The sequence below is a fragment of the Pseudomonadota bacterium genome (genome assembly GCA_026388275.1).
GTDB lineage: Bacteria > Desulfobacterota > Syntrophorhabdia > Syntrophorhabdales > Syntrophorhabdaceae > JAPLKB01.
The window spans coordinates 16,553-29,853 of sequence record JAPLKB010000008.1; the positions used below are offsets into that span (position 1 = coordinate 16,553).

Genomic DNA, 13,301 nt, shown 5'->3' on the forward strand with positions numbered 1-13,301 from the left:
TACCTCCAATGCAAAATATCGAGAGCAGTAAGCTTCCAACCCATGTAGCCATTATAATGGATGGAAACGGCAGGTGGGCAAAACTCCGCAACCTTCCGAGAGTAGAAGGGCATCTCCAGGGGATGGAGTCTGTCAGGGATGTTATTACTGAGACAAGAAACCTCAAAATACCCTTTCTGACACTCTATGCTTTTTCCAAAGAGAATTGGTCAAGATCCGAAGTGGAAGTAAAGAGATTGCTTGAGATTCTGGGTGTTTATCTTCAAAACGAATTGCCCCTTATGATGGATAAAAATATAAGGTTTAATGTAGTAGGAAATTTAGGGGATTTTCCAAAGAGACTCCAACATCAGATAAAAGATGTTATGGATAAAACAGCCGGGAATGCATCGCTTACACTCAGCATAGCCTTAAGCTACAGCGGAAGAGAAGAGATAGTAAATGCCGTTAAGTTGATTCTGGAAGATGTAAAAAAAGGAAATGTTAAAAGGATCAACGAAAATGTTTTCTCCAGGTATCTATATACAGGGAAAATACCTGACCCTGATCTGCTAATAAGGACAAGCGGAGAGATGAGAATAAGCAACTTTCTGCTCTGGCAGATTGCATATACAGAGCTTTATGTGACGGACACATTATGGCCTGATTTCGGAAAAGAAGCATATGTTGAGGCTTTGAAAGCATTTGCCAGGAGAGAAAGAAGATTCGGGAGTGCGAAATAAGCTCCCCGACTGCTTTGGACAGGGAACTCCATTCTTTCGAAAACAGACGCATGTCTTTGAGATTAAATAACAGCAACATAAAGGAAAATTAGAAAGTGGGAGAATTAAAAAAAAGGGTTATTACAGGTATTCTTCTTGCTCCACTTACAGCTTTTTTATTTTATATTTTACCATCTGAATGGTTTTTTGCGCTTTTAACCATAGTTGCTGTCTTCGCAGTCTTCGAATACATTACAATGGTAAAAATACCGGGTAAATACCTGCCGTTATTCATTATTATCGTCAGTCTTGTCCCTCTCTATTATAAATGCTATCAGGCATATCTCATGTGGCTTATTGCATCGCCTCTGATTTACCTCTTTGCCGAGTTTGCAGCAAACAGAGGCAAGAAAGAGGACATAAATAAGAAAATCATAAAGACAGTTGCCGTCATCCTCATTGGCGAAGCGTTTATCATCCTCCCCCTTTTCTATGTTTACCTGCTAAAAGAGCTGAACAACTATTTACCCTTAATCCTGCTTTTTGCAATATGGTCAAGTGATACGTGCGCTTACTTTACAGGTAAAACTTTCGGAAAAACACCCCTTGTCCCTCAAATCAGTCCAAAAAAAACATTCGAGGGATTGATTGGCGCCATGTTCGGCAGTATGATCATCATTGTTTTGACAAGCCGGTTATCGGGTTTAAGTTTAACAAAATCTATTATTATAGGGCTTTTGACCGGTGTTCTCGGTCAGCTCGGTGATATATTTGAATCCATAGGCAAGAGGGTGTCGGGTGTAAAAGACTCATCGTCACTGATTCCAGGGCATGGAGGTATACTCGACAGGATGGACAGCTTTATTTTTACTGCGCCATTCCTTTACAATATGTATCGTTTAACAGGTATGTAAGGAAATATGAAAAAGAAAATTACAATACTTGGTTCAACAGGTTCTATAGGGCGTGCCACACTTGAGGTCATAGATAATCAGAGGGATACCTTTGAAGTATTCAGCCTTGCCTGCAAGGGTAATACAGAGTTGTTGAATGAACAGATAGATAAATTTAAACCTAAATATGTATGTATCTATGAAGAATCTTTAAAGGAAAAAGTACGTTTTGACCGGAAGAGGCTTTTTACGGGCATAAAAGGGGTAAATGAAATAGTAAACATGGAGGAAGATATAGTAGTAAATGCAATGCCCGGCAGCATCGGTCTTGAGCCTACAATCAGCGCTTTAAAATCAAAGAAGGTCCTTGCTCTTGCAAATAAGGAAAGTCTTGTTATGGCAGGCAGGATTGTCTCAAAACTGCTCAAGGCATATGGGTCAAAACTTATTCCCATTGACAGTGAACATTCAGCACTTTTTCAGGTTATGAAAAAGATAAGAAGACATGAGTTGAAAACCATAACCATCACGGCTTCAGGGGGCCCTTTCAGAGAGCACACAAAAACATCTCTGGCACATGTGAGGCCGGAAGAAGCCCTTAATCACCCTACATGGAAAATGGGGAACAAGGTGACACTTGATTCGGCAACATTAATGAATAAAGGCCTTGAAGTGATCGAGGCACGTTGGTTGTTTAATATCCAACCTGAATTAATCAGGGTTCTTGTCCATCCTGAAAGCATTATCCATGGGATGATAGAGTGTGTGGACGGTGCTTTTATTGCGTATATGGCAAATCCTGATATGAAAATCCCGATTTCCTTTGCTATCAACGAGGGGAAGATTCGTGACCTTCCTTCTTTCCGACTAAACCTGGAAGATTTGTGCAAATTGACATTTTATACGCCTGATATTGATAGATTTCCATCGCTTAGGCTTGCTTTTGATGCGCTTCATGCCGGGGATAGCGCCCTTGTAGTGTTGAACGCTTCAAACGAGGTTGCCTCCGAAGCATTTATAGAAGGCAGGATCCGATTTATTGATATCCCCGTTTTTATAGAAGAGGCTCTTGAGCATCATCCGGCATTGCCGGTAATTGAAGATATTGAAACCATATGGGAAATACATAATTGGACAAAGAGATATACGGAAGAAATAATAAAGGGAAGGGTCAAGGGTCGACAAATTGACACACACCAGGGCAAAAAAGGATCTTTTCCAGACAGAAACTAAATATGAGAGGTTAATAATATGGTTATTAACATAATTTATGGTTTTATTGCACTGAGCCTCCTGATACTTGTGCATGAGCTTGGTCATTTTCTTGTTGCAAGGTGGGCAAACGTAAAGGTTCTGTCATTTTCACTGGGCTTCGGGAAAAAACTCCTGAGTTTCAAAAAGGGCGAGACAGAATATGCCATATCAGCCGTCCCTCTTGGCGGATATGTAAAAATGCTTGGCGAAGCGCCCGGAGAAGAAGTACCAGAGGAAGATAAAAACCGGTCATATTCGGATAAACCGCCTTTTGTGAAAATTCTCATTGCCTTCACAGGTCCTTTTTTTAACATACTATTTGCCCTTGTTCTTTTCTACATTGTCTTTCTGAGCGGATACTCCGTCCTCTCAACAAAGGTGGGGAGTGTAGACAAAGATTATCCTGCTTACAAAGCCGGTATTATGGAAGGGGATACTATTGTTGCCATTGACGGCAAAAGTATTTCCGAGTGGACGGACCTGACAGATGCCATGGCGCAAACAGGTTCGCAGCCTATAAAGGTAACGGTGAAAAGAAATGAAAAATCATTTGATATATCATTAACCCCGAAGGAAACGGAAAGCAAAAACATCTTCGGAGACACGATTAAGAGAAATGTCATAGGTGTTGCAGCATCAAATGAGTTTTTCATAAAAAAAGAGACTGTTTCCAGTGCAGCAGTAAAGGCTGTTTATCAAACATATAATATGACAAAGATAACTATAGTGGGGATTATCAAATTGATAGAGGGAAGTATCTCTCCGAAACAGGTCGGCGGTCCCCTGCTTATCCTTGAGGTGGCCGGTAAACAGGCAAAGGAAGGGAAGACAAATCTCATATATTTTATTGCAATAATCAGTATTAACCTTGCGGTTATCAATCTTATGCCTATTCCAATTCTTGACGGAGGCCATATCCTGTTTCACATTATAGAGATTGTTATAAGAAGAAAGGTCTCGCTAAAGTTTATTGAAATCTCTCAGAAGGTTGGTATGGGAATTCTTATTGCCATAATGGCGCTTGCCTTCTTTAACGATATTACAAGGATGTTTTTTGGAAAATAGAATTGTCCTCGGAATAGACAACTCCATGGATTTTCTGAGCATTGCCCTGTCTATGGATGATAAGCTCATCGAAGAAAGACATGTTAGAAACAAAAAAGCGCCGTCAGAGATACTCCCCGTTGAAATATCCCACATACTTTCCAATAACGGATATACGATAAATGATGTAAAACTTTTAGTTGTAACGTTGGGGCCCGGATCATTTACCGGTATACGGGTCGGCATTGCCTTCTGCAAGGGGCTTAATGCGGGCGGCAATATCCCCCTGGTTGGAGTGTCGACACTTGATGCACTTGCATCATCTTTCTCATTTATGGAGGGACAGTATCTTTTTCCGCTGATAGATGCAAAAAAGAGCGAAGTCTTTTCTTCCATGTATTATGTGTCTGACGGATGCGTACAAAGACTGACCGACTATTGTTCAATGAGACCTGAAAAGCTTATGGATATTATAAAAACACCTTGTATATGCTTTGGAACCGGTACAGGTCTCTGTAAGCCCTTTCTTTCCGGTATGCGGGATGTCCGGATAATCAGAGAAGGTTTTTCTAAGATTTCAGGCGAAGCATTGATTAAAGAAGGGTTAAAAAGTGAATTTATAACAGGTAAAAATTATTTGGAACCTATTTATTGCAGAAAATCGGAAGCAGAAATTAAGTTTAATATTACTGTTGAATAGATACAGCAATTACAAGGACACCCATTATATATTATCAACAACCTTTGGTTCATGTTCATCCTCTTTTATAAAAAAAACCTGATGAATAACTGCTATCAGCTCCATGTTTTCTTTATATATTTTTACATCTATTCTGCCTATCCGTGCACCCTTATATGTCAATACCGCCTCTGCAAAAACAGTTTCATTCTCCAGGGCTCCTTTCATGTACTGTATGGAGGATTCAACAAGCACTGCCTTCCTGCCGAGAGTATTACCGCAGGCTCCTCCAACGTGATCTGCCAAAGTAAATAATATTCCGCCATGTACATTGCCGAAAATATTAATATGTTCTCTTCGTATTGTTAATTTTCCTTTTGCAAATCCCTCCCCTATTTCATAAACATTTATTCCTATAAACCTGCCTACGTTACATTGATTAAAAGTATTTTTGATTTGTTCTTCATACATTGCTTGTACCTGCCTTTCCAGACCTGTGAATAGTCGCTTATAACCTGCCATCATGATAACACAGTCATCACCATAATGCATCCCATTCTATTGGGGCATTTGAACTGAATACACCCTCTTGATAAAACAAATTAGTGTTGACACAACTTATTCTTCTTGTTAGCCTTTTACATTCGTTTATTTGTTGTATAAAAAATCAGGAGGTATCAAATATGAGGTCAGACGGCAAAGTAGCAAGAATAACAGAAGTGGTTTCCAGTTCACCGAAAGGTTTTGATGATGCAATAATAGTAGGTTTCAAAAGGGCTTCCAAAACGCTGAGAGGCATAACGGGCTTAAAAGTAAAAGATCAACGCTGCAAGGTGGAAGACGGGAAAATTATTGAGTACAGGGTTACTCTTGAAGTGCTCTTTATATTGGAAAGCTAAAACAGCTCGGCATCTATTTAACTGCGCAGGCCGGCATTATCCGGGCAGCCCTTAATATGCCAGAGGAACAGCTTTGTATAGTAAGTATATGACATCTTTAATTTATCTTTAACCGGGAAAAAGGGCAGAGTTGAGAATACTACCAGGAATATGAAGCATTTAATGAACCTGGTAGTTTTAAAAGCCGTGTAATATATAAAAGTATGATGCTTTCTGATAAATTTGTAAAGAGAGATATTATATTCTATCCTGCCCTGGACCCAATTTCTTGCAACTGTTTTTCCTTGCAAGTGAATAACTTTTGCATGAGAATAAAAAACAACCCTGTATGTTTTCCCCTCTTTTCCATACATCATAGTCCTTGTCCTTAAACAAAGGTCTGTTTCTTCAAGGAAGAAGAAGAACCTTTCATCAAATCCTCCGAGATACTCCAGTACATTTCTCCTAATCAGGACAGCAGCTCCGATAAGGGAAGGTACATTAAGTATAGTTGGCAAATCTTGTGATGCAGAAGGTCTGGCAGAAATTGCTTCAGGAGATAAAAATTCAATAAGTGAACGGGGAAATATTTCGAAAACCAGAGAAGGGACATACGCAAAAGAGCGCTGAGGCCTCATATCAGGGTATACAAGCTGAGGCCCGCATATCCCGATATCCGGATTTTCTTTCATAAGGTTAAGCATCTTTTTTGTTTCGCCCTCAACAAGAAGCGTATCGGAATTCAAAAAGAGCATATATTCACCGGCAGCACGAGACAAGCCTTTATTGACAGCAGCAGCAAACCCTTCATTTTTCTCATTTTTGATATATAACAACCCGGGGAACTCTTTCTTAACCATGTCAGCGGTCCTGTCGGCAGATGCGTTATCCACGACAATTACCTCTTTTAAGAACGGCTCCAGGGATTTATCTTTTTTAATTGAAGATAAAAGATCTTTGAGAAGTTCTTCCGTATCTTTTGTTATTATAATAATGGAAAGCACCGGGTTTTGCCTGATACCTATACCTTTTTCTCCGGCCTGCATATGCTGCAGGCAACAAGACACATCCCGCATTCCGCACAGAGACCTTCATCAACAACAATTTTATGTTTTTCATCGTTAAACAACATTGCAGGACAATCAAAAAGTTTTATGCAACGCTTGCATCCAATACATCCCTCTTCCAGAACCGCCCTGTCAAACACGCCTGCAAATTTTTCCTTTGTGTGAAGCAGGCACTCCCTTCTGGCAATGATTACTGCAGGGCCATTACCGTCTTTGCCGATATATGCCTCTGCCTCCTTTATTATGTTTATCATATTGGGTATGTCATAAGGATCAAGAATTCTCAAAAATGTAACACCAAAACCCTTTATGATATTCTCCATCAACACCTGGCGGCCTTGTGTGCCGTCTGCCATAATGCCTGTCTGCGGATTCGGCTGCATTCCTGTCATTGCTGTGGTGCCATTGTCCATAATAACGAGTATAAAACGTTTTTGTTTTTTGACTGCGTCATAAAGGGGAGGCAGGCAGGCGTGAAAAAATGTTGAATCCCCGACAGAAGCAAGAATAGGTATGACCTCCCTGTCCTGATAAACAGTATTGTAAAAACCCGAAGCCATAGTAACTCCGGCGCCCATATCGAGACAGGTATCTACAGCCCCTTGAGAAATACCAAGAGTATAACACCCGATATCACCGGGAAAAATAGCCTCAGGGTATGCCTGTCGCATTGCAAAGAACGATGCTCTATGTGCACAACCGGCACATAATTTTGGAGGTCTCGGTGAGACCTGTATGCCTTTCAGCGATTCGTCTATCAGAGGATCAGGCATAAATATGTTTGTACTTATCTCTAAATCTCCGGTTATCCTTTCAACTACGCTTCTCACAATATCATAGGTCAGTTCACCGGCATCCGGGACATAACCGTTTAATCTTCCATAAACTTTATTTCCATTTTCAATAAGTACTTCCAGAACACTGTCCGTTTCCTCGATCACCAATATTTTGTCCATGTTATTAATAAATTTATCAAATTCAAGATTTTCGTTTTGTTGTTCCAGACCATTTAATCCATGACCGGGTACAGGAGATCTGGCGTGCGGTATTTTAACAACTTTGTAAACAGGGACCAGGGCTTCAAGGCCAAGCTCTGATATTACATCCGAAACAATAGAATAGCTCATGCCCGAAGCAACAATGCCAAGTTTGGCAGGCATAGGGTCCGGAGCGTTTATCTCTTCAATGTGTGTAATAGGCCTTTCTCCAAAAGGGTAGAGCGGGACTGCTTCTCTTGCATGACTTACCCTGTGGGTAGACCTCAATATCACCGGTGTATGTTTTTCAGCAGAATATTGTAACGCAGAATATGCAACATCAGATGCTTCTTTCGGTGAAGCCGGGTCAAAGACCGGGATATCAAACAACGTAGCAAGAAGCCGTGTATCCTGTTCAGTCTGTGAAGATTGCGGTCCCGGATCATCACACGATACTATTACCAGGGCTCCCCTTAACTTTTTTCTTCTTGCGCTTAAAAGCGGCGGGAAGGCAACATTCAATCCCACCTGTTTCATCATACAGGCAGCCTTTTTACCTGCCGATGCTGCGCCAAAAGCTGCCTCAAGGGCACATCTTTCGTTGACGGACCATTCTGTATGGATATTGCCCTTTTCTCTCCTGTTAAATTCTATGATACCCGGTATGATTTCTGAACTCGGCGTTCCGGGATATGCTGCTGCAAGGTCTAATCCTGCCTCTACAAGGCCTCTTGCTATTGCATAATTACCGATCATTACTTCCATAACGACTTCTTTTATCACAAAACCTCCATATGGTTAATGTTCCCGAATATTTCTGTCTTGAGCAATTGCATAACCCGAGTCAAAGATCTCCATATTTTTTTCTAAAAACTTTCCCTTCGTCCTTTTCCTTATTGTTTCTTTTATGCTCTGAGCGCTGTATGGTTCAACGGCCAGACAAGAAAAGAAACCAAGTAGAGCCATATTGGATGCCTGCAGCATGTTTTTTTCCGCTGCAATATCATCAGCATTGACAGAAAGGTACGTGATGTTCCTTTTTAAAAGCATGGCGTCAACTTCTGCAGGCAGTCTGTCCTTTCCGGTATTAACGATTGTCAAACCGCCTCTTTTCAGGAAGCCGAGGTTGCGGTAAAATTCACTTTCCTCAAAGGCAAGTAGTATGTCGGCATTCTCTTTCCCGATGAGCGGGCTTTTAAAATCTCCGATCTTAACAAGTGAAACAACAGAGCCCCCTCTTTGACTCATACCGTATTCATCTGATGCCAGCGCATGATGCCCTGCGTTGATTGCCGTTTCTATCAGGATTGTAGATGCGAGGAGTACACCTCTTCCGCCTATGCCTGCACAAACGATCTCGAGTTTCACATTGCCTCCCGATAATAAAACGTGAAGCGTGGAGCCCTTGCCAAGCAAGGACAGGCGTAAAGCGTGAAATGAATTTCAGGGTTTTCAATTTTACATTCATCATTCTTAATTTTTAATTGCATCATCATAATATCCCCCTGCAGAAAAGGACTGTCAAATCATCTGCATTGTAAAAACGTTCTATTTCTGAAATGTTCTCTATATGAAAAAAGTTGTGAAACCCGCAACCTTCAATGATCTTTTTAATCTCATCCTCTCTTTCGTTTGTCATGATTAAAAGTACAAAAGATGAATTGTTATAAAGGATATTTACAAAAGCAGGCATTCCTGAATGAAAGAAGTGGTCTTCAAAGGTCACGGCAAGAATTTTTTTATCAGGATCGGCTTTTTTAATACCGTGCGCCATACTGATTGAGGATGCGCCGCCAAGTGTATCACGTACCACCTCGAAGCCATACATGATCTCCTCCGGCTTTTCCCTCTCAGGAGTAACTCCTATGTGTTCTGCTATTATTTTTGTCCTGTCCTGTATCTGCAATTCAATAGCCGGATATTCCCCTTCAATCACGAATATCTTATCCATATGCTCTATAAAAGTATCCACCAGTTTTGTAGGCAACGGGTAAACTGTTGAGATATATAAAACACTTGTGTCTTCCCCGTAAAATTCGGCATATGAACGTTTATTAGTAATAACGCCTGTCTTTCCCGGCACAATATTGAGAATATTCCCTTCATATCGCTCAAATTCTGCACGGATTTTCTCTGTCTTTTCGTTGAGCAGTTTATGCAACTGGTATCTGAATTTTGGCGTGGCTGCCCAGCGTGCAGGATTTTTAACAAATTTTGATTTTTGAGTTGTTCCAATTGTGTCGGGATAATAACTTATGAATTTTGAGTCTTCATTCTCCGCAACTTGAAACTTGAATCTTGAACCTTGAAAGCCCCCTTCATCGAGTGTCGCCTGGATAATAACGGGAATTTCGTACTTATCTGACAGATAATATCCGAACTCCACGGAGCGGGCCAGCGCAACAGGTCCTTCTGCTATTATAAGGGGTAATTTCGAAAAAAGCCCCATGGGCGTCACTTCCTCGTCAGTTTCCTGAAGACACAGGATAAGTAAACCGCCGACTGTGCCGGTGTAGGCAGAACTCATCAAGGGGTCTAACGCTTCATAAAATCCTTCTGTTGAAAAAACGCATGCAGTCTTTTTAGCAACCATGCCGCCTGTCAAAGCAAGCTCATATGCTATTTTTTCATTTATTGAAACTTCTGAATAAAAAGCAGTGTTTTCTTTTTTTAAAGCCTCAAGGGTTTGCCCCACAGCCCTGTTTGTCGTATAAATAAGCCGCACACCGTTATCTATGAGCAATCTACATATCTGTTTATACATGGTCTATATCCTCTGTAAAGTAATGATAAGCATATGATTTTATAGTTTTATTTTTTAAGTTGTAATCTGTCTCTCTCACGCCATTTTCCTCAATATTTCTATGCCTTTCAATAAGTTCTCATCGCTGGTAGCAAATGAAATGCGCACATTTGATTTCCTGCTTGAAAAAACACTCCCCGGGATAATAAACAGGTTATTTTCCAGGGCCTTTTCAACAAACTTATCGCCATCTCCGCCAGGGACCTCAGGAAAAATAAAAAAGGCACCTTCGGGTTTTACTACATTGTATTTATCTTTTAGACCATCATAGATGAGATCCCTTTTCCTCCTGTATCCTTCAATCAATGAATCCACATTATAATCAAGGGCTAAAAGTGCTGCTTTTTGAGCAAATGAATTAACGCTGCTGAACACATACTGCTGCATTGTTACCATATATTGAATGATCTCTTTCGGTCCGGCAACAAACCCGAGTCTCCAGCCTGTCATTGCCCATGTTTTTGAAAAACCCCCGATTGTAAGGGTCTTATCGTATAGCTGACCCAGATAAACTTTGTTCGTGTTGCTCTCAAATACAAATCTATCATATATATCATCGGAAAATACAAGCAGATTATTTTCCCTTGCAACTCTTGCGACCATTTCAAATTCTTCTTTGGAACATACTGCACCTGTAGGGTTATTGGGGCTGTTAATAAGTATAATCTTTGTTCTATCGGTAATAGCCTTCCTCAGCGCATCTTCCTTTATCGTAAAATCGGGGTATGTATCTATAAAAACAGGTTTACCGCCAAGGAGCATGATCTGATACTCATATAATACAAAATACGGGTCTGGAATAATAACCTCGTCGCCGGGATTCAAAGTAACCATAAGGGAAAGCAGTAATCCGCCTGTTGCGCCGGCAGTAATTATTACATCGTCGCATATAATGCTCTTACCTTTTAAATTATATAGGAGTTTTTCCCGTAATTCCTGAATACCCCCTGATGGAGTATATTTGTTAAATCCTGCCCTTATCCATTTGATCCCTTCTTCCTTAACCGGATCCGGGATATCAAAATCCGGTTCGCCGATACTGAGGTTTATCGGATTTTTCATCTTATTTGCAAGGTCGAAGATTTTTCTCACACCTGACGGCCTTACACTCATTACCCTGTCGGAAAGCAGCATTGTTCCTCCTTATATTGGGGCTCACGTCGCCCCCTCCACCAGCAAAGCTGTCGGAGCCACCCCTTCGCGCCCGAGAACGGGCTATTTAGCACTTTGACGCTATGTACGATGGGGCTTGCGTTGCCCCCTCCACCTTTCCGTATGCACGAAGGATGTCCGCTCACTTATGTTCGCTTGGACGTCCGCTTGCGCTGGGACGCAAGTAAATGCATTTACGTCCTACGTCCGAAGGAGCATAGCGACTGAACGTCCTTCGTCCCTCGGGTAAATGGGAGCCACCCCTTCTCACCCGAGAACGGGCTATGGGCCTACGCCCTCATTTACAGGCTTACAAAAACCCCCGAGTATAGGCCTGTGGGGAGTCCATACCCTTTGTCTGTCCTAATAGCGTTTAGCGTATAAGATATAATATTTTTATCATAATAGAACAACGTTTTTTTATGTCTGAGAGCAAAGAACCAAATTGATTATGCAGGGTGGAGATCAGGAGGAGCCTGTTATGAGGGGAAGGATAAATTTTAAGCCATTGATTCCTGGATAAAACGCTTTATTCTGTCTTTATTTGCCCCGAGGCTTGAAAACTGTTTTTCACATATATCGCTGAAACGGGCAAGGACCTTGCGACTTATTTCTTCTTGATCCTCGAAGATAGCAAGAGAACGAAAAGGAACTCCCCATTTTTCATACTGTAGAAATGTAATCGTAGCATCCCTTGTTTTATCATCGTTGGGTAATGCCTGAACAAGAACCGGCCGCGACATACCGTTAATCCGGCAATCAACAGGATATTTACCTTCCGGATCATGTAATTGGTGGTGCCAATCGAAGTCACGGCGATTAGCCGGAACAGTCTCTTCCATAAATGCCCTGAAATCTTCCATAAATGTTGATCTTACTCTTTCACGGGAAAGATATGAGATATCGGTAATTTTCAAAAGGGCCTGAATATAGCTGTAGAGTGCATTGCCGTATTGTTCGTTTTGGATCGGAATTAGAATTTCGCCTCCCCTGTCCTGAACGCTGAACATAGATAAGGTATTTGAAATAATTTTTTGTCTTGTTCCTTGTTGTAAGGCTTTTTCATCGAGATCATAGGTAAGATGCATGTATGTGTGCCCTTCGTCCGTCAATACCCAGTAACCATCTTCTTTTTTCAGGATCACTGAAAGGTGATCTCCATCTTCAAAAAGAAAGGGGGTAAAAACACGATAACGATTAATACCCTCCGATTCAAGCTTTAGCTTCTCACTTACTTTTTCACGAAAATCACGTTCTATAGTATCCACATTCATGTTAAATATCCTCAAATAAACTTCCCTGTGGATTTATGGGTAGCTCAAATCCGCAATCATCAAGCATACACTTTATTGCCTGTTGATAATCAGCAAATCTATCTGTCGGTTGTGCATAGGTGTCTTCCCTTGCCCCTATCTCCTGATATCTTTCGGTAGCCATGTGTATATGATATCCGTAGAATGTCTCCATTTCAATGAAATTTGTGTGTTCATGACTCTTTCCATTATAGCGACGAATACGGAAAAGCTGGCTGGATTTTGGAGGTCTATATGCCAGAATGACAGAAAAATCTAATGGATTAAACAAGCTCTGTCTCATAATGAGACGAAACTCGCTTCCATTGGCCCCGTTTACGTCAAGCTCTGATTCCTTATGACCCTTTTTTGGACGGGTCTGGATCTTTGTCATGAAATCGGCAGGTAATGGCTTGTTCTCATCTATCAGGAGGTTTATATCATTATCTGAAAGCGTAAGTGCCATTGAATTTATTTTCCTGTAATTTTAATCATTTTACAATGAAAAAGTGAAGGCTTCAGAAAAAAAGGGGGGACCGCCAGGGGGATTGCCGGGACATT

The 13,301-nt window shown here is 41.1% G+C and carries 15 protein-coding genes; 6 read left to right on the forward strand and 9 right to left on the reverse strand.

The window, feature by feature from the left end; genetic code table 11:
* Window positions 1-8: 8 nt before the first annotated feature.
* The 5 genes from NT010_01215 (at window position 9) to tsaB (ending at window position 4,592) form a co-directional block, all read left to right on the forward strand.
* Window positions 9-722 carry an isoprenyl transferase gene (locus tag NT010_01215; GenBank protein MCX5804674.1) on the forward strand — a complete coding sequence of 238 codons (714 nt, stop codon included), beginning with the start codon at window positions 9-11 and terminating at the stop codon, window positions 720-722.
* Between the two features lie 95 nt (window positions 723-817).
* Window positions 818-1,615, forward strand: coding sequence for a phosphatidate cytidylyltransferase (locus NT010_01220; protein MCX5804675.1), 798 nt, complete (start codon window positions 818-820; stop codon window positions 1,613-1,615).
* Window positions 1,616-1,621: 6 nt separating this feature from the next.
* Window positions 1,622-2,827, forward strand: a complete 1,206-nt coding sequence (gene dxr, locus NT010_01225; protein MCX5804676.1) for a 1-deoxy-D-xylulose-5-phosphate reductoisomerase — start codon at window positions 1,622-1,624, stop codon at window positions 2,825-2,827.
* Window positions 2,828-2,845: 18 nt separating this feature from the next.
* Window positions 2,846-3,913, forward strand: a complete 1,068-nt coding sequence (rseP, locus tag NT010_01230; GenBank protein ID MCX5804677.1) for an RIP metalloprotease RseP — start codon at window positions 2,846-2,848, stop codon at window positions 3,911-3,913.
* Entirely contained in the window at window positions 3,903-4,592 is a 690-nt protein-coding gene (gene tsaB, locus NT010_01235; protein ID MCX5804678.1) for a tRNA (adenosine(37)-N6)-threonylcarbamoyltransferase complex dimerization subunit type 1 TsaB, read from the forward strand. The genes rseP and tsaB overlap by 11 nt, the downstream gene beginning before the upstream one ends.
* 24 nt (window positions 4,593-4,616) lie before the next feature.
* Here tsaB and NT010_01240 read toward each other — a convergent pair whose 3' ends face one another.
* Complete coding sequence (locus NT010_01240) at window positions 4,617-5,042, reverse strand: PaaI family thioesterase (GenBank protein ID MCX5804679.1); 426 nt, start codon at window positions 5,040-5,042, stop codon at window positions 4,617-4,619.
* A gap of 212 nt (window positions 5,043-5,254) precedes the next feature.
* On the opposite strand from NT010_01240, the gene NT010_01245 reads away from it, so the two are divergent.
* Window positions 5,255-5,470, forward strand: a complete 216-nt coding sequence (locus tag NT010_01245; protein ID MCX5804680.1) for a dodecin family protein — start codon at window positions 5,255-5,257, stop codon at window positions 5,468-5,470.
* A gap of 17 nt (window positions 5,471-5,487) precedes the next feature.
* Here NT010_01245 and NT010_01250 read toward each other — a convergent pair whose 3' ends face one another.
* The 8 genes from NT010_01250 to NT010_01285 form a co-directional block, all read right to left on the reverse strand.
* Window positions 5,488-6,495, reverse strand: coding sequence for a glycosyltransferase family 2 protein (locus NT010_01250; protein ID MCX5804681.1), 1,008 nt, complete (start codon window positions 6,493-6,495; stop codon window positions 5,488-5,490).
* Window positions 6,471-8,276: a thiamine pyrophosphate-dependent enzyme gene (locus NT010_01255; GenBank protein MCX5804682.1), complete on the reverse strand. Its 1,806-nt coding sequence runs from the start codon at window positions 8,274-8,276 to the stop codon at window positions 6,471-6,473. The genes NT010_01250 and NT010_01255 overlap by 25 nt, the downstream gene beginning before the upstream one ends.
* Window positions 8,277-8,291: 15 nt before the next feature.
* Window positions 8,292-8,861, reverse strand: coding sequence for a 2-oxoacid:acceptor oxidoreductase family protein (locus NT010_01260; GenBank protein ID MCX5804683.1), 570 nt, complete (start codon window positions 8,859-8,861; stop codon window positions 8,292-8,294).
* Window positions 8,858-8,989 (reverse strand): hypothetical protein, encoded by a 132-nt coding sequence (locus tag NT010_01265; GenBank protein ID MCX5804684.1) that lies wholly within the window; start codon window positions 8,987-8,989, stop codon window positions 8,858-8,860. The genes NT010_01260 and NT010_01265 overlap by 4 nt, the downstream gene beginning before the upstream one ends.
* Window positions 8,986-10,257 carry a hypothetical protein gene (locus NT010_01270; protein MCX5804685.1) on the reverse strand — a complete coding sequence of 424 codons (1,272 nt, stop codon included), beginning with the start codon at window positions 10,255-10,257 and terminating at the stop codon, window positions 8,986-8,988. The genes NT010_01265 and NT010_01270 overlap by 4 nt, the downstream gene beginning before the upstream one ends.
* Window positions 10,258-10,332: 75 nt before the next feature.
* Window positions 10,333-11,430, reverse strand: a complete 1,098-nt coding sequence (locus NT010_01275) for a pyridoxal phosphate-dependent aminotransferase (GenBank protein ID MCX5804686.1) — start codon at window positions 11,428-11,430, stop codon at window positions 10,333-10,335.
* A gap of 518 nt (window positions 11,431-11,948) precedes the next feature.
* Window positions 11,949-12,722 carry a DUF1828 domain-containing protein gene (locus NT010_01280; GenBank protein ID MCX5804687.1) on the reverse strand — a complete coding sequence of 258 codons (774 nt, stop codon included), beginning with the start codon at window positions 12,720-12,722 and terminating at the stop codon, window positions 11,949-11,951.
* A gap of 1 nt (window position 12,723) precedes the next feature.
* On the reverse strand, window positions 12,724-13,206 hold the full coding sequence (locus NT010_01285) for a hypothetical protein (protein ID MCX5804688.1): 483 nt from the start codon (window positions 13,204-13,206) through the stop codon (window positions 12,724-12,726).
* Window positions 13,207-13,301: the final 95 nt, after the last annotated feature.

Coding starts and splice junctions, on each gene's coding strand:
- NT010_01215 (MCX5804674.1), top strand. CDS start 9: ATGCAAAATATCGAGAGCAGTAAGCTTCCAACCCATGTAGCCATTATA.
- dxr (MCX5804676.1), top strand. CDS start 1,622: ATGAAAAAGAAAATTACAATACTTGGTTCAACAGGTTCTATAGGGCGT.
- rseP (MCX5804677.1), top strand. CDS start 2,846: ATGGTTATTAACATAATTTATGGTTTTATTGCACTGAGCCTCCTGATA.
- NT010_01240 (MCX5804679.1), bottom strand. CDS start 5,042: ATGTATGAAGAACAAATCAAAAATACTTTTAATCAATGTAACGTAGGC.
- NT010_01245 (MCX5804680.1), top strand. CDS start 5,255: ATGAGGTCAGACGGCAAAGTAGCAAGAATAACAGAAGTGGTTTCCAGT.
- NT010_01250 (MCX5804681.1), bottom strand. CDS start 6,495: ATGCAGGCCGGAGAAAAAGGTATAGGTATCAGGCAAAACCCGGTGCTT.
- NT010_01265 (MCX5804684.1), bottom strand. CDS start 8,989: ATGATGATGCAATTAAAAATTAAGAATGATGAATGTAAAATTGAAAAC.
- NT010_01270 (MCX5804685.1), bottom strand. CDS start 10,257: ATGTATAAACAGATATGTAGATTGCTCATAGATAACGGTGTGCGGCTT.
- NT010_01275 (MCX5804686.1), bottom strand. CDS start 11,430: ATGCTGCTTTCCGACAGGGTAATGAGTGTAAGGCCGTCAGGTGTGAGA.
- NT010_01280 (MCX5804687.1), bottom strand. CDS start 12,722: ATGAATGTGGATACTATAGAACGTGATTTTCGTGAAAAAGTAAGTGAG.
- NT010_01285 (MCX5804688.1), bottom strand. CDS start 13,206: ATGGCACTTACGCTTTCAGATAATGATATAAACCTCCTGATAGATGAG.